10 protein-coding genes and 1 pseudogene are annotated in these 15,796 nt (G+C 74.7%); 6 read left to right on the top strand and 5 right to left on the bottom strand.

Features of this window, described 5'->3' with window-relative positions; genetic code table 11:
* The 4 genes and pseudogenes from ABZ887_RS33165 to ABZ887_RS33150 form a co-directional block, all read right to left on the bottom strand.
* Window positions 1–332, bottom strand: a pseudogene (locus ABZ887_RS33165) (hydrolase); the annotation flags it as partial.
* Window positions 333–336: 4 nt separating this feature from the next.
* Window positions 337–1,785, bottom strand: coding sequence for a hydrolase (locus tag ABZ887_RS33160; RefSeq protein ID WP_361297481.1), 1,449 nt, complete (start codon window positions 1,783–1,785; stop codon window positions 337–339).
* A gap of 83 nt (window positions 1,786–1,868) precedes the next feature.
* Window positions 1,869–3,398, bottom strand: coding sequence for a DUF4157 domain-containing protein (locus ABZ887_RS33155; RefSeq protein WP_361297478.1), 1,530 nt, complete (start codon window positions 3,396–3,398; stop codon window positions 1,869–1,871).
* Between the two features lie 93 nt (window positions 3,399–3,491).
* On the bottom strand, window positions 3,492–8,807 hold the full coding sequence (locus ABZ887_RS33150; RefSeq protein WP_361297475.1) for a hypothetical protein: 5,316 nt from the start codon (window positions 8,805–8,807) through the stop codon (window positions 3,492–3,494).
* Window positions 8,808–9,149: 342 nt separating this feature from the next.
* On the opposite strand from ABZ887_RS33150, the gene ABZ887_RS33145 reads away from it, so the two are divergent.
* The 4 genes from ABZ887_RS33145 to ABZ887_RS33130 all read left to right on the top strand — a co-directional run bounded on the left by ABZ887_RS33145 (window position 9,150) and on the right by ABZ887_RS33130 (window position 11,891).
* Window positions 9,150–10,733, top strand: coding sequence for a phage tail sheath subtilisin-like domain-containing protein (locus tag ABZ887_RS33145; RefSeq protein ID WP_361297472.1), 1,584 nt, complete (start codon window positions 9,150–9,152; stop codon window positions 10,731–10,733).
* A gap of 77 nt (window positions 10,734–10,810) precedes the next feature.
* On the top strand, window positions 10,811–11,254 hold the full coding sequence (locus ABZ887_RS33140) for a phage tail protein (protein WP_351494137.1): 444 nt from the start codon (window positions 10,811–10,813) through the stop codon (window positions 11,252–11,254).
* Complete coding sequence (locus tag ABZ887_RS33135) at window positions 11,254–11,724, top strand: hypothetical protein (RefSeq protein ID WP_361297469.1); 471 nt, start codon at window positions 11,254–11,256, stop codon at window positions 11,722–11,724. The genes ABZ887_RS33140 and ABZ887_RS33135 overlap by 1 nt, the downstream gene beginning before the upstream one ends.
* Window positions 11,721–11,891, top strand: a complete 171-nt coding sequence (locus ABZ887_RS33130) for a DUF6760 family protein (protein ID WP_361297466.1) — start codon at window positions 11,721–11,723, stop codon at window positions 11,889–11,891. The genes ABZ887_RS33135 and ABZ887_RS33130 overlap by 4 nt, the downstream gene beginning before the upstream one ends.
* Here the strand turns inward: ABZ887_RS33130 and ABZ887_RS33125 are convergent.
* The gene (locus ABZ887_RS33125) at window positions 11,828–13,651 is read right to left on the bottom strand and encodes a hypothetical protein (RefSeq protein WP_361297463.1); all 1,824 of its coding nucleotides are present in this window, start codon (window positions 13,649–13,651) and stop codon (window positions 11,828–11,830) included. The genes ABZ887_RS33130 and ABZ887_RS33125 overlap by 64 nt on opposite strands.
* A 1,135-nt stretch (window positions 13,652–14,786) precedes the next feature.
* Here ABZ887_RS33125 and ABZ887_RS33120 point away from each other — a divergent pair.
* Together ABZ887_RS33120 and ABZ887_RS33115 are read left to right on the top strand one after the other, a co-directional pair.
* Complete coding sequence (locus ABZ887_RS33120; RefSeq protein ID WP_361297460.1) at window positions 14,787–15,305, top strand: hypothetical protein; 519 nt, start codon at window positions 14,787–14,789, stop codon at window positions 15,303–15,305.
* A 56-nt stretch (window positions 15,306–15,361) separates the two neighbouring features.
* The gene (locus ABZ887_RS33115) at window positions 15,362–15,784 is read left to right on the top strand and encodes a phage tail protein (RefSeq protein WP_181806069.1); all 423 of its coding nucleotides are present in this window, start codon (window positions 15,362–15,364) and stop codon (window positions 15,782–15,784) included.
* Window positions 15,785–15,796 lie beyond the last annotated feature (12 nt).

The following is a 15,796-nucleotide window of genomic DNA, read 5'->3' as shown; positions in this document are numbered from 1 at the left end:
TCGGTGAACGGGGTGATGGTGAGGTTGCCCTCGGGGACGGTGACGGCCTCGGGGTGCTCGGTGGGCGTGATGCGGACCGCGTAGGGGTTCGGGCCGGCGGTCGCGTCCGGGGTGCGGGGCGGGGCGAAGGTCAGGTCGACGGTGCCGGTGGTGCCCGGGTAGAGCCGGAGCGTCTGCGGCTCGACGGTCGTCCAGGGCGCGATGGGGCCCACCGGTTCGAAGCGGTACTCGTCGACGACGTCACCGGTGTTGCGCAGCCGCAGGCGTACGCGGGTCGTGGCGCCCGGGTCGACGGTGGCGGAGGCGGGTTCGAGGGAGGTCCAGAGAGTCATGGGCTCACACCGTCAGCTTGAAGGCTTCGAGCCAGAGCGTGTTGTCCCAGGTGCCCAGGGTGAGCAGGGCGGGACGGGCGTCGCTGCACGCCTGGTTGCCCCAGCCCACGTTGTGGACATGGGCGAATCCGCAGACCTGGCCGTTGCCGACGTTGAGGGTGAACGTCTCCAGGTACGGGTCGGACGCCTTCGTGCTGCCGATGTAGTTGTCCTTGCCGTCGGCGACGACCGCGGTCCAGGTCTGCCACTTGCCCTGCCCGTTGGTGGACTGGGAGTCGTAGACGAAGGAGTTGCCGGCGGAGCCGTCGACGCCGTACACCGCGACGTTGATGTCCTTGATCGGCGTGTTCTTGCCGACGGTGCCGGCGATGGTGCCGTCGCAGACCGGCTTCGACCAGCCGGAGCCCTGCACGTAGGCGCGGTAGCAGATGTGCCGGCCGCCCGGGTCGGCGGCGGCGAGCCGGTTCACGGCGGTCGCGGCCGTGTCCTGCTTGGGCTTGGCGGTGACGGTGGCCGTCGCACCCCCGCCGCCGCCTCCTCCGCCTCCGCCGCCCCCTCCCCCGCCGGCGTTGCCCGCGGCCTCGGTGGTCGGGTCCGCGGCCGGCGCGGCGGCGGCGGTCTCGCTGGGCGCCGGGGGCGGGGTCGGGGTCGTCGAGGGGCTGGGCGCGAGGGTGCTCACCCCGGCCTCCTGCGGCTGTTCCTGGGCGAGGCTCTGGACGTGCGGCCGGTAGTTGAACCAGATCAGGGCGAAGGTGACGGCGAGGGCCAGCAGGGTGCCGAAGAAGGTGGCGAGCCAGCGGGGCAGGAAGCCGCGCTGGATGTACGTCCCGTCGACGGGCTCCGGGTTCACCCCCGACCGCTGCACGGTGAGCCGGTACGGCCGCTGCTCCTTCGGGCCGAACCAGATGATCCGCCGGGGCTTCAGCGTGGCGTCCACGAAGGCGGCCCGGCCCGGTTCGATCTGGACGTTGCTCGGGCGGAGATCGTAGGCGAGCTGGTCGCCGTTGTCGCTGCCGCTGACCGAGGCGGTGAGCTTGGTGTTGCCGAGGTTGTCGATGGCGAGCTTCGGACGGCCCCGGAAGCGGCCCTTGACGGTCGGCGGCACGAGCTCGGCGCGGATCTCGGTGAACGGGGTGATGGTGAGGTTGCCCTCGGGGACGGTGACGGCCTCGGGGTGCTCGGTGGGCGTGATGCGGACCGCGTAGGGGTTCGGGCCTGCCGTGGCGTCCGGGGTGCGGGGCGGCGCGAACGTCAGGTCGACGGTGCCGGTGGTGCCCGGGTAGAGCCGGAGCGTCTGCGGCTCGACGGTCGTCCAGGGCGCGATGGGGCCCACCGGTTCGAAGCGGTACTCGTCGACGACGTCACCGGTGTTGCGAAGCCGCAGGCGTACGCGCGTGCTGCTGCCCGGATCGACGGTCGCGGAGGCGGGTTCGAGGGAGGTCCACAGGCTCACGCCGTCACGCTAGGGGCGGCCGCCCGCGCCGGTCAGGAGGTTTTGGGGCACATCGTGTGACCGGCGGGGCAGAGTGGCGGCGGTCAGTCCGCCAGGTCGTCGAGGCCCGGCCTCGCGCGCGGGCCGGTCGAGTAGGGCCGCAGGGTCATGCTCTGCGAGCTGTTGCCGGCCATCGCCCGGAGCTGGTAGAGGGTCACCTTCAGCGAGACGTTCCCGTAGTTGGGGTCCTTGTAGGTGACGACCCGGGCCGAGCTGTCGTAGGAGTCGATCAGGACGGCGTGGACCGTGCTCTCCATCTTGTCCGCCGACCGGCTGGTCAGGTCGATGACCGAGGCGGACCTGTCGTCGCTGTTGTCCAGCTTGAACCTCCGCCTGATACCGGCGTAACAGGGCAGGCTCTGGTTCTCCATGGCAAGGCGTACGTCGTCGAGGCTCTGGCTCGCGTCGATGTGGGCGGGGGCGGTGTCGAGGAGCTTGCTCACCTCGTCACCCGGCGCGCCGACCTTCTGGATCAGCGTCTTGGCGCGGTCGGAGGCCTTGGCGTAGACGTCGCGGATCGAGGCGAACTGCGCGCTGCCGTTCTGGAAGACCAGCTTGTCGAGCGAGGTCTCCGCCCCCATGGACCGGCGGGCGAACAGGGCGACCTCGTCGCGGGAGATGTCCGTGGTGGCCTGGTCGTGGTGCGCGCGCCAGTTGTCGAGCTTGCGCACCATGGAGTCCAGCGCCTCGGCCGTCATGATGACCGCGAGCCGGCGCCCCTCGATCTTGTTCCCCTTCTGCTTCTCCTCCCGCTGGCGTTCGTCGCGGTCCGCCAAGGTGGGGTAGGCCCGCATCGCGACGGACAGTGCCTGGACGGGCAGCCCGTGGTGCTCGGCGATGGCCTCCAGCACGTAGAGCCAGCAGGACGGCCCCTGCTGCACGGCGAGTTGGGTGACCCGCTGCACGGCGGTGACCCGCTGGACGGAGTCGGTGGCCGCGGGGGCGGCGGACGCCGCCGGCGCCGCGGAGATCTGCTGCACCGGGGGCACCGGGCCGCTCATCACCTTGCGGGCGTTGTCCACCGCCCGGCGTTCACCGGAGTCGTTGACGTCGGAGACGCGCACCCCGGCGCCGTTGTCCGTACCCGGGACCGGGCCCTTCAACTGGTCCTCGTAGTGGGTCAGTTCGTGGGCCCAGTCCTCCTTCGTCATGGTGTCGCCGACCACGATGTTGCGGCCGGTGGTGTACACCTTGGCGCCGAGTTCCTTCGCCGACTCCCGGGCCAGGGAACCCGTGTGCACCCGTACGCCGCTGAAGTCCGCGCCGTCGAACCGGGTCTCCATCTCCGACTGCAGTGTCTGGTCCATGCTCTGCCCGGGGGACTCGATCACCCGGTGGACCAGGGCCCGGCGCTGCACCGTCGGCTCGTGGCCGCAGCCCGCGTCGTGCTGGTGGCGGGACGCCTCGACGGTGCGGGCCACCGCCGCGTTGCCCGCCGTCCGCTGGAGCGCGAGCAGCCCGGCCGCGGTGCCGGTCACGGCCGTACGGTCCGCGCCGGCGGACGCCTCCCGTGCCGCCGGGCGGCTGACGGCCTGCGGGCGGCCGGCCTGGCTGTGTTCCTCCTGTGCGTGCATGAACTACCTTTCGGCGACGGACCCTCGACCACAACTACGAGTGCCGGGGCGGGGTGGGCAAGGGTCGTTCGGGCAGTCTCGGGGGCAGCATCCTCAGGACTCGCCGTCCGCGGCGGCCAGGACGTGGTGCGGATCGGCCGGCGCGTGCCCGCCCCGCGCGGCGGCCGCCATGCGGCGTACGGCGGGTTCGGGCATCCGGATCACCACCGGGTAGGTGAGGGTGTAGTCCTGCACGCCGACCGCCCGCGCCGGATCCCGCAGCGCCCCGGTGTGCCGGTGCCGTACCCGGGCCACCGCCCTGACCTGCAGGGTGAACTGCACCAGCATCGAAGCGGCCTTCGGCTTCCGCAGCGGCACCGTGCCGGAGGCGTTGCCCGCGGCGTCGGTGGGACCGCCGTCGCGGCCGTACGAGCCGGGGATGCTGTTCATGCCCGAGTAGTCGGCGCGGACCGGGCCCTCGCCGCCCAAGATCCGCGCGGAACGGCCGTGGTGGGAGGCGTGCTGTGCGTCCGCGGCCGCCGGGCGCCCCTCGGGGCCGCTCTGCGCGACCGTCTCGAACGTCATCTTGTCGCCCCTGCCGAGGATCTCGCCGTCGCGCAGCCGCGCGTGCAGGGAGCAGGCGATGTCCTGGCCCTCCACGCCGGACACGTGCACCGGCGGCAACTGGGCACCGGCCGACGCCAGGAGCGGCAGCGCCGCCGTGAGCCACTCGGTGGACACCGCCTCCTGCTGGGCATAGTGCGCCGCGTCACCGGCCTTCCGGAAGCCGCCGCCGACGTGCGCCTGTGCCATGGCCCGGCCGATCAGCTCCCGGATCTGCGGTGCCCCCCGGAAGCCGTTGACCTGTGCCTCCAGGGGCAGTTCGGCGCCGTCCGCACGCCATGCGGCCAGGGCGGCGGCGGTGGCGTCGCGCACCGGGGCCGTGCTGCCCCGGGCGGGTTCCGCGGCCCGCTCCGGCCGGGCGCGGGCCAGGGCCTTCAGGTCGTTGTCCAGCACGCGGTGCAGGAACGACCCGTCGAGGGTCACGGACGCCAGCCGGCCGTCGGCGGAGCGCAGTTCGAGCTCCGCCTGGAAGGGGACCGTCACGTTCACCGAGCCGGGCTCGGTGTCCACGATGGTGCGCAGCCCGGTCTGCGTCCGGGCGGACGCGGCCTGCCTGGTCGACGTGGTCTTCCCGACGCCGGGGCCCGCGACGGCGCCCGCGCTGCCGACCAGGTCGTCGTGCGGCTTGCCGGCACCGGTCAGCGAGGCGTCGACGCCACTGGTGCGGCTCTCCTGGCTGCCGGTCGCGCGCTGTGAGAAGGCGACGGTCGCGAACTCCATCTCCCGGTCGTTGCCGGACGGCCCGGCCACCGTGCCGGGCCCGGCACGGCGGACGTGGAAGACGGCCCAGTACGACGTGGCCCGGCGGCCGGGCACGGAACTGTTCCGCAGCAGCTCGACGGGGACACCGCCGTCCATGGCGCCGGCGAGCAGGCCCACCGCGCCGTCCTGGTCCAGCACCCGCAGCAGCCGCTGCACGTTCTCGAACCGGTCGTCCAGCACCCGGGTCGGCAGCAGGTCCGCCGCCAGCGCCCGGTCCCGCACCGCCGCCCGCAGCCGCCCGAGCAGCGGCACGAAGTCGGGCATGTCGTCGACCAGACCGGCCCCGAGCGGGAGGTGCGCGGCGAGCGCCGGCACGCCGGACACGTCGCGCGGTGGCGCGGGCGGAGCGACCTGCTGCTCCTGCTGCTCCTGCCGGTCCCGCTGCTCCTGCCGTCCCTGCCGGTCGGTGTCCCGGCTGCCGGAACCCTGAGCCCGCTCCGGGAGTTTGCCCCTCGCCTTCTCCGACATCCCCTCCCGCGGCCCGGACTCGGAGCCCGGATCGGCGGTGCCCGCCGCCCGGCCGCCGGACGTCGCCGGGTCACCGGACGTCGCCCGGTCGCCGGGCGCCGGCCGCCACTTCGCCGCGGTCTCCGCCAGCGCCCGCTCCTGCTCCCGGGTCCGCTCCTCCGGCGTCCTCAGGCCCGCCTTCCGCAACTGCGGCTCGGTGAGCCAGAGTCCGACGGCGCCCGGCACCGTCAGCCGCTGCGACATGGCGTACGGGCCGCGGCCGTTCACCGCGACCTCGGCCACCATCCACGCGGACAGGTCGCACTGGACGAGGTAGAGCGGCCGGGAGCGCGGATGGACGGCGTTGCGTTCGATCGTGCCGCCGGTCGTCGACGTGTCGGTCGTGGTCGTCGCCTGCCCGAAGGCGGGCGACACGCTCTGGGCCAGCGTCCACCCCGAGCCGCGCTCCGACCCGGTGCCGTTGAAGGTCACCGCCTTGCTCTTCGTCGACGCGTGCTGCCCCGACGCCTGATGACCGCCCAGGACCATGTTCTCCACACCGGCGCCGCCCACCCCGCTCTGCTCCGGCCTGCGGTGCAGGACCCGCGGGCCGGTGAGGGCCAGCCGGGTGCCGACGGCGCCGTTCAGCGCGGCCGTGCGCCGGGCATGGCGCAGGTCGCCGACCACCCAGCCGGTGCGGGTCGCCTGCCGCAGAGCCGCGGTGACGGCCTCCGGGCCGAGCCGCTCCTCCAGCGCCAGGCGCGGGGCGAGGCCCTCCGCCTGGTACGCGGTGTCCCCCGGCCTGTCCCGGTCGCCCTTGCGCGCGGCCAGGGCGAGCAGCCGGAAGGCCAGCTGCCGCAGCTGCTCGCCGTCGCCGACGGTCTCCACGAAGTCCCAGTCCCGCACCTGCCGTTCGGTGTCCGCACCGGGCGGCCGGGTCAGCAGGTCGTGGATGCCGGTGGCCTGGGAGGCGAGGTGGAACCGGGCGGGCCTGGACCGCCGGGCGGCCGTCCTGCGGTGCTCGCCCTCGCCCACGGTGAGCGCGGCGGGCGTGCTCAGCTCCACGTCCTGGCCCTCCGCGCTCCCGTCGAAGTGCTGCGGAACGGCGGCGTCGAGGTCGCCCAGCGAGGCGACGGGCCGGGCCTCGGGCTGCTCGCGGCCCGGGCTGCCGGGGGTGAGGGAGCGTTTCAGGGTGCGCTCCCGGGTGGTCGTGGTGACCTTGGCGTCGAGCATCAGCCGGGTACCGAACGTACTCGTCCTCACATCGCCGCTGTTGAGCGAGTCGCCGCGGACCGCGGGCCCGCCCTGGACCCGGCGGGCGCTCTCCACGGCGGCGTTGGCGGTGACGCCGAAGGACAGCGCGCCCGGCAGCAGCGTGACGTTGGCACTGCCCTGGACCCCGGCCCGGCGGGCGGTGGAGCGGCCGGTCTGCCCGCCGGAGGCGACGCCCGAACTGCTGCGCACCAGCCAGTTGTCGGTGTCGCCGAGATAGCTGAGCTCGCCGACCCGCCCGCGCACCCGGACCTGCACGTCGTGGGAGTGCAGCGTGGTCTTCCGGCGCAGCCGCACCGGGACGCCGGCGCCCAGCAGCTGGTTCTTCTTCGCCCGCAGGTTGGTCTCCGAGAGCACGGTGACCAGCTCGCGGTAGTTGCGCATGCGCGCCTCGGCCTCCGCCGGGTCGGGGATCTGCCCGGCCGGCCGGTCGCCGGTGCCGAAGTCCGGGAGATAGCCCGCCAGTTCGGGCCGGGACGCGAACAGCCGCTCCAGCGCCTCGACGAGGGGGCGCACGTCCAGGTGGGTGAGGGAGACGCTGTTGCCGGCGGCGCCGAACGGCAGCCGGCGTTCGGTCTCGCGCTCGGTCCCGTCGGGCGCGGTCTCGGTGGGCTTGCGGTGCAGGGGGTCCGCCCGGACGCCCTCCGGCAGCGGCAGCCCGATGTGCCGGGCCTCCTGGGCGCTCAGGCTGACCCAGCTGTCCAGGGTGTGCTCGGCCGTGCGCTGCCCGGGGTGCAGCCGCTGCGCGGGGGACGCGGGCCCCACGCCCTGCACGGTCAGCCGGACCCGGCCGAGGTAGAGCACCTTGTCACCGCGGATCTCGGCGCCCTTCCGGGTGGCCACGCTCTGGTCGGACGACGAGAACCGGGCGCCCTTCAGAGCGCCGGAGCCCATGCCCTGGAACCGGGCGACCGGCGGTGCCCCCGGGGCGCCGAAGGCGACCGCGGGACCGGCCCCGAACTGACCGCTCGCGCCCTTCGAGGCGGTGCGGCCCGCGCCGTGCGCGCTCTGCTGGTGGGTGCGCAGCTGGGTCTGCCCCGCACCCCAGCCGGGGGTCAGGGACACGATGTCGGCGCGCATCCGGTACGCGCTCGCGGCGCTGCCGTCCTTGGCCGGCAGGTCCTCGCCGGGCACCCAGCCGGCGAGGAGCCGGGGCAGGTCCTGCAGCACGGTCGTGCCGGAGGTGGCCTGGAACAGCCGGGCCCGGCCGGGCGCGCCGGGCGCGGTCACCGACGGCGCGAGCACGGAGGCGACCGTGTCGAACAGGCCGCCGCCACCGCCGTGCGGGCCGCCGGGGTCCTCCACGGCCAGCGCCGCCATGGACACGGCCTGCCGCACCGAGGTGGCCTGCTCCTCGCTCAGCTCCGGTCCGGGGACCGGCCGTGCGGTGCCGTGCGGCACCAGGTGCTCGTGCGGGACCCGCATGTCGAGGCCGCCGTCGCCGCTCGCGACGTGCCGGCCCCGCGCGCCGTGCTGCTTGATGCGCACGACGAAGCTCACCCGGCGCCGGGCCGTGACCGTGCCGCCGCCGCTGCGGAAGGTGCGGGGCTCGGAGACGGTGCGGTTGGAGTGGGTGTCCTGGGTGGAGGTCAGGGCGGCTCCGGCGGCGAGCTGCGCGCCGCCCAGGACCCCGGGCGTGGGCGTCGGGACCAGGACCGTGCCGGAGGCGCCGGCGCCCCACTGGCGGGTGCGGACCGTGTCGGCGGCCACCGTGCCCGCCGAGTTGTGCAGGTGGTCGACCTTGGTGTCGGCGTCCTCGCCCTGGGCGCTGTCCGCGAACGACAGCGCGGCCGCGTCGTCCTCGTCCCGTGGCCTGACGGCGACGGTGACGTCGTACGACGCCCCCTTCGGCCCGCGCACGGCGAAGGCCCGCCCGCGGCCGTAGAAGGTCTCCGGCCGCCCCGCCAACTCCTCCTGGATCGCGTCCACGTCGGCGCCGTCCTGCCCGGTGACCCGGGTCACCTCCGCGGCGACGAACGAGTGGCCGGTCAGCCCGGAGGCGGTGGACAGGCCCGCCGAGGTCATCGCCGCCAGGTACGGGGGGAGCGTGAGCGGCCCCTGGGTCCGGGCCTCGGTGGGCACGGGCGGCGGAGTGCGGGTCGGCGCGGGCTGCCTGCCGCCCTCGACCAGGCCGGCCACGGCGGCATTGCCCGCCCTGCTCTGCAGGTTCTGCATCTCGACGGCGGCCGGGTGCCCGCCCAGCGCGCCCGACATCAGCGGCTGCCGCCGGGAGAGGCCGCCGCCCCCGCTGTCCTGCCCGGCACGCCTCACCCCGGCACCGCTCGCCCCGCCGTCGCCCGGCACCGGTTTCCGTGTCCGCCGCACCCCGCGCACTCCCGTCCCGCCGGGACCAGGGGCCCCGTCCGCGTCGTCCTGGTGGCGCGTGCGGGCGCCGGTGAGCGGGACGCAGCCCGCCTGGCCGTGCAGGGTAGTGCGTGAACAGGGATGGTCCACAAGGGGAAGGTCACCGGACGGACCGGTTAACGAACGGGGGTCGGGGCTGCTTCCGGGCCGGTGACCAGCGACGTACGGCGAACGGCTGCCCCCAGGGCTGCCCTTGGGGGCAACAGGTGTGCCCGGGCCCGGGCACCGGTGGCCGTTTCGGCGGTCACGCTCGCGCGTGAGGGTGGGAAGCGTTCCTGTCTCGTACCCCGAGGAGAGCAGAGCATGCCGTCCTACCTGTCGCCCGGCGTCTACGTCGAGGAGGTGGCCAGCGGCTCGCGCCCCATCGAGGGGGTGGGCACGTCGGTGGCGGCCTTCGTGGGCCTGGCCCCGACCGGTCCCCTGAACGAGCCGACCCTCGTGACCAACTGGACGCAGTACGTCGCGTCCTTCGGTGAGTTCACCGACGGGTACTATCTCGCGCACTCCGTCTACGGCTTCTTCAACAACGGCGGCTCGGCGGCGTACGTCGTCCGCGTCGGCGGCTCCGACGAGGGCGCCGGCGGCGAGGCCAAGTCCCCCGCCGCCCTGCGGGGTTCCGCCGCCCCGGCCGCCCTGCCGCCCGGCGAGGCCAGGCCGCTCGGCACCTTCAGCGTCAGCGCCATCGCCTCCGGCGACCTGAGCGTCGAGGTCGCCGACCCGGAGGGCGAGGGCCCCGCCGAACGTTTCAGGCTGGTCGTCAAGGACGCCGGCAAGGTCGCCGAGACCTTCGACGTGACCGCGAAGAAGGGCGGCCGCAACTACGTCGTCACGCAGGTCAAGGAGCGTTCCCGGCTCATCACCGTGACCGAGGCCGCGCCCGCCGCGCAGCTGGCCCGTCCGGAGAACCAGACGGTGGCCCTCGTGGCCCCCACCCAGACGCCGGCGTCCGCGCCCCCCGTCGCGGACGCCGGTTCGCACCCCGGCCCCGCCGAGTACCTGGGCGACTCGGCCGACCGCACCGGCTTCGGCGGCCTGGAGGCCGTCGACGAGGTGTCCATGGTGGCCGTCCCCGACCTGATGGCCGCCTACCAGCGCGGTGCGATCGACCTGGAGCAGGTCAAGGCCGTCCAGCTCGGCCTGATCGCGCACTGCGAGCTGATGGGCGACCGGGTCGCGGTCATCGACCCGCCGCCGGGCCTCAACGCCCGCCAGATCCGGGTCTGGCGCCAGGAGACGGCCGGCTACGACTCCAAGTACGCGGCCCTGTACTACCCCTGGATCAAGACCTTCGACCCGTCCTCCGGCCAGTCCCGGCTGATCCCGCCGTCCGGCCACGTGTCCGGCGTCTGGGCCCGCAACGACGCCGAGCGCGGTGTCCACAAGGCCCCCGCGAACGAGGTCATCCGCGGCGCCGTGGACCTGGAGCTCCAGATCACCCGCGGCGAGCAGGACCTCCTCAACCCGATCGGCGTGAACTGCATCCGCGCCTTCCCGGGCCGCGGCATCCGCATCTGGGGCGCCCGCACCCTCTCCTCCGACCCGGCCTGGCGCTACCTGAACATCCGCCGGTACTTCAACTACCTGGAGGAGTCGATCCTGATCGGCACCCAGTGGGTGGTCTTCGAGCCCAACGACCACAACCTCTGGGCCCGTATCCGGCGCAACATCTCCGCGTTCCTGGTCAACGAGTGGCGCAGCGGCGCCCTGTTCGGGCAGCGGCCCGAGGAGGCGTACTACGTCAAGTGCGACGAGGAGACCAACCCGCCGGAGTCGGTCGACGTCGGCCGCGTGATCTGCGAGATCGGCATCGCCCCGGTCAAGCCCGCCGAGTTCGTCATCTTCCGGCTGGCCCAGTTCAGCAGCGGCAGCGGCGAGCTGCAGGAGTAGCGGGCCCCGGGCCCCGGGCCCCTCGGTCCCCAACCCCCTTGTTGTCACGGCACTTTGAGAAGAACGGGCAGTAACACATGAGTCTCCAGCCGGGTGACGCCCTCACATCGCACAATTTCGGCCTGCAGATCGACGGCGTGATGGTCGAGTACCTCGCCGAGGTCAGCGGCATGACGATGGAGCAGGACGTCATCACCTACCAGCAGAACACGCCGGACGGGAAGAACCACGTCCGCAACCTGCCGGGCGTGAAGAAGAACGGCACCTGCACGGTCGTCCGCGGTATGACCCAGTCCTCGTCGTTCACCCAGTGGATCAACGAGTCGATCAACGGCCAGATGGCCACGGCCCGCAAGAACGCCTCCATCATCATGATGGACTTCGAGAACAACCCGGTGAAGCGCTACAACCTGCGCAACGCCTGGTGCAGCAAGATCGACACCAGCACGGTCAAGGCGGGCGAGGCGTCCGCGCTGACCGAGTCGGTGACCATCACGTTCGAAGAACTGGTCATCGAGTAATGAGGCGTTCGGCTGTCAGGGCCGGGGGAGTGGGCGCGCCGCTCGCACCGGAGGCGGCGGCGCCCCAGGCTCCCCAGCAACCGGAGACGCCCGTCGAGGTGCTGCGCACGGAGTTCCCGTTCCAGCTCCCGCGCGGGTACGTCGACGAGCAGGGCACCGTCCACCGCGACGGCGTGATGCGTCTGTCCACGGCACGCGACGAGCTGGTCCCGCTGCGGGACGTCCGCGTCCAGGAGAACCCGGCGTTCCTGTCGGTGGTGCTGCTGGGCCGGGTCATCACCCGCCTCGGCACGCTCGCGCTCGTCCACGACGGGGTCGTGGAGAACATGTTCGCCTCCGACCTGGCGTTCCTGCAGGACTTCTACCGCCAGATCAACGCGGAGGGGCACACCCGGGCCGCGGTCAACTGCCCGCACTGCTCGGAGCCCTTCGAAGTGGAACTCGGCGGGAGCCGCCTGGGGGAATCGTGACGTACGCGACCGACCGGCTGCACGAGGAGATCGCGTACGTCGCCTACCACTTCCACTGGAACCTGGAGGACATCCTGGACCTGGAGCACGCCGACCGCCGCCGCTACACGGCGGAGATCGCGTCCCTGGTGACCAGGGCGACGGCCGCCGCAGGGGCGGAGGGCTGACGGGTGGGGCTGTGGGATCGGATGCGGGGACGGGGCCCGGGGACGTCCTCCGAGGCCGGCGAGTCCGGGAACGGGAACGCGAACGGGAACGCGAACAGACCTGAGGCGCCTGCGGAGGCGCCGCGTCGCGTGGTGGCGGCGGCCTGGTCCGGGCTGCCGCCGATCCAGCGTGCGCTGGGGACGGGCGGGCCGGTCGCGGACGCCGGGTTCGGCGGCCGGTTGCCGACCTGGCAGAACCCGTCGTTCACGGGCACGCGCTCGCACGCGGTCCTCGACGGCGAGTCCAGCGCGCGTCTTGCCGGGGGCGGCCTTGCGGGGACGCCCGGGGCGGGCGCGGGTGCCCTGTCCGGCCTCGAACGTCCGGTGCAGGCACTGCCGTTGGCGGGCCCGACGGGAGCGGCGGGGCAACCGGGGCCGACGGGCGGCCGGAAGGCCTCGGTTCCGGTGGTGCCGCTGCGGGCGGTGGGGACAGTGGGGGCAGTGGGGGGTGGTTCGGCGGGTGCGGTCGGATCGGCGGGTACGGCCGGTTCGGTGGCGCCCGCGGTGCAGCGGGTGCCGTTGGCCGGACGGCGTGGTGGCGGTGCGGCTGCCCGGACGCCGGGGGTGACGGCGGGAGCGGCACGGAACGGGAACGGCACGTCGAACTCGGCGCTCCCGTCGGCTCCGTCGACCGTCGCGGCCGGGGGAACGGCGTCCTCCGCGGAGGGGAAGGGGCAGCGGGCGACGCCCGCCGTGCAGCGGTCGGCCACACCGACGGCCGCCGCCTCGACGGCGGTGCCGGTGGCGTGGGCGCCGCAGCCGACTCCGGTCGTGCCGGCTCCGGCCACCGGTCCGCGCGTTGTGCCTGCACCGCCTGTCCCGCCGCGCCGCAGCGCGCTCACGCAGGCACCGGCCGGCACGTCGGTGACGGCCGTGCAGCGGCGTACGTTGCCGTCGGCGCCGCGGGCGACGGTTGCCGAGGGCGCGGTGACCGCCTCGGGCGAGGGCGACCGAGCGGGGGCCGGAACGGCGCCGGACACGGTCCTACGACAGGCGGCCGACGGCGGGGATCCGGTGCGGGTGAGCGGGGGCTGGTCGCGCCCGCGTGGCGGCGGTGACGCCGGCACCGTCCCCGGGAGCACCTCCCCCGGCGGGACTCCGCGCGCTTCTCGGAGCGCTGCTCCCGGACGGGCTCCGGCACCTGCCGTCGTACAGCGGTCCGCATCCGCCGGTGGACCGTCAACAGCCCGGCCGAACACGGCAGGTCCGGCTCCGGCCAGGGCGTCCTCCGGCGGTGGCGGTGGCGCTGGCGCTGGCGGTGGCGGTACGGCCTCGGCACCCGGCTTGCCCGGGGCCACGGCTCGTCCGGCCGCCGCGTCTCCTACGACGACACCCCCGGCTGTCCCTGCCTCGCCCCCCGCGCCGCCCTCGGTGGCCGCCACGCCCACGTCGCCTGCCACGCCCCCGGGCGTCGGCGGGCCTTCCGGCATGCCCGGCGCCGGGGCGTCGACCCCTGTGCAGCGGCAGGCCGCGAACGACCGTCGCGCGCCGGTCTCTCCGACCGTGCCCAGCGGCTCGACGACTACCCCGCAGCAGTCGCCCGGCAGCCCCGCGACGCCCTCCGTGCAGCGCCGTGCCGTCACCGACCAGGCCGCCCGGAACACCGCGTCGTCACCGGACAGCGGCCGTACGGCGGCGAGTTCGGCACCCATGCCCCGGACCGGCACGACGGCCACCGGCGCCGAAGCCGCCACGGCTTCTTCGCCCACCGTGCCGGCCACGCCCCCCGTCCCGCAGCGTGCGCGACCCTCGGCGTCCCCGACGGCGACCGGTGGCCGCGAGACGCCTGTGCAGCGAAGGGCGGCGGAGAACGCGGGCGCACCCGGTGCCGTAGGGGAAGCGCCAGGTCCGGCAGCGCGGGGAACCGTACCGGCTGCCGTGCCGACGCCACCGCGTGAGCCCGGCCCGGACGCTGCCGGCACCTCGACGGCGGCGCCCACGCCCACGCCCGCTGCCGCTCCCACTCCCGCGTCCGCTCCCTCGTCGGCTTCGGCTTCGGCTCCGACTCCGGCTCCTGTGCAGCGTGCCGCATCCACCCCGGATGCCCCCCGCTCCCGCCCCGGCCTCGGCGCCCCGCTTTCGCGCGCGCCCGGCGGCGGTGGTCGCGAGGTGTCCGTACAGCGGCGGACGGCAGCGGGTCCGCAGGCCTCCTCCGCTGCCGTGCCGGGAGCAGTGGTGCCGGACGCGCAGACGTCGCCGGGTCCGCACGAGCGGGGACCCGTCCCGTCGTCCTCCGCTCCGGCCACGGAGACCCGGCCCGCGCCCGCGCCGACGCCGGTCCCTGGGCCCGCCCCCGCCTCCCCCCTCGCCTCTCCCCCCGCCTCCGTACAGCGTGCCGGTGCGACCACTCCCGCTTCACCCCGCCTCGGTCTCGGCGCCCCCTTCACGGGTCCGGCCGCGAGCGCGGCGGTCGCGAGGTCCGTCGGCCGCCGGGCGGCTGTGCCGTCCGTGCAGCGGCGGGCGGCGGGCGGTTCGTCAGGTGGCTCGTCAGGTGGTCCGTCGGCGGGTCCCGCCGGGCAGGCGCCGACCGCCACCTCCCGGCCGGTCCCCGCAGCGCCGCCCCTGCCGGTCCAGCGGGCGTCCGCTCCGGGCCTGCCCACGCCCACGCCCACGCCCACGCCGACGGCCGGGCATGCGCAGCCCGCCCCCACCGGTCCCGTACCGATACCGGTACCGACACCGCCACCCTCTCTCCCCGGCCCCACCTCGGCGGGCCCCTCGGCGGTGGCCGCACCGCTGCCCCCCTTCGTGCAGCGGGGTGCCGTTCCCGGGCCCGGAAGCCCCCGGGCGGCGCAGTCGCCGTTCCCCGCGAGCCCCCCGCCGCCCACCGGACCGACGGCACCCCTGCCCCTCTTCGTGCAGCGAGCCGCGACTCCGCATGCCGCCCTGCCGGTCAAGCCGACCGCCGCCTCCACCCCCACCTCCACCTCCGCGCCCGCCCAGGCCGTCCCCCTGCGCCCCACCACCCCGATCTCCGCCACCGCGGCCCTGCCCGTCGCCCCCCTCGTCGTCCAGCGCGCCCCGCTCACCACCGCGCTCCCCGTCGCCCAGCCCACGACCTCCCTGAAAAAGGCGCCCGTCGTCGGGACCACCCACACCACGCGCGCCGCGGCTCCCCGGACCCAGACGGCCAGGCAGCCACCGCCCTCCGACGACCCGCCGCCACCCGGGTACTCCGCCTCCGCCTCGGCCGCCGACGATCCGCCCCCCGGCTACACGGCGGTCGAGGGCGGCGGTTTCGACCCGCGGGCTCTCACCGAGTTCCAGGTGGACGCCCTCGTCCACCGGATCATCGACCGGATCACCCGGCACGTCCGCACCGAACTCCGCCGCGACCGCGAACGCGTGGGCAAGCTCCGCGACTTCCGCCCCTGACGGCGACCGGTCACGACACCCGCCGCACCCACTCCACCTCCACAGAAAGGCCCCCGATGGACCGCCAGGACCCGGGAACCACGGTCTGGTTCAGCCTCTCCATCGACGGCGAGGACCTCGGTTACTTCAACGGGTGCGAGGGGCTGTCCTCGCAGGTGGAGATCGAGCAGCGGCAGGAGGGCGGGAACAACGGGTTCGTGTGGCAGCTGCCGACCCGGGTCACCTTCTCCCACATCCGGCTGACCCGCCCGCTCACCCCGGACACCACGAAGGTCGCGAAGTGGATCTCGTCCGTGCAGACCGGGATCGAGCGGCCCACCGGGCAGATCACGGCGCTGCGCGCGGACGGTTCGGAGGTCGCCCGGTGGGGGCTCCTCGACGTGCTGCCGGTGAGCTGGCAGGGGCCCTCCCTGGACGCGGGCAGCCCGTCCGTCGCCACCGAGGTCCTGGAGATCGCCCACCACGGATTCACGGACTGAGAGGCAGACCAG

This window comes from Streptomyces sp. NPDC047061 (assembly GCF_040643955.1).
In the GTDB taxonomy this organism is placed as follows: domain Bacteria; phylum Actinomycetota; class Actinomycetes; order Streptomycetales; family Streptomycetaceae; genus Streptomyces.
Note: the sequence above shows the minus strand (reverse complement) of the source record. Positions and strands in the feature narration are given on the sequence as shown.

Excerpts from the sequence above, each read along its gene's own strand:
- ABZ887_RS33135 (WP_361297469.1), top strand. The coding sequence starts at position 11,254 with ATGAGGCGTTCGGCTGTCAGGGCCGGGGGAGTGGGCGCGCCGCTCGCA.
- ABZ887_RS33145 (WP_361297472.1), top strand. The coding sequence starts at position 9,150 with ATGCCGTCCTACCTGTCGCCCGGCGTCTACGTCGAGGAGGTGGCCAGC.
- ABZ887_RS33140 (WP_351494137.1), top strand. The coding sequence starts at position 10,811 with ATGAGTCTCCAGCCGGGTGACGCCCTCACATCGCACAATTTCGGCCTG.
- ABZ887_RS33115 (WP_181806069.1), top strand. The coding sequence starts at position 15,362 with ATGGACCGCCAGGACCCGGGAACCACGGTCTGGTTCAGCCTCTCCATC.
- ABZ887_RS33155 (WP_361297478.1), bottom strand. The coding sequence starts at position 3,398 with ATGCACGCACAGGAGGAACACAGCCAGGCCGGCCGCCCGCAGGCCGTC.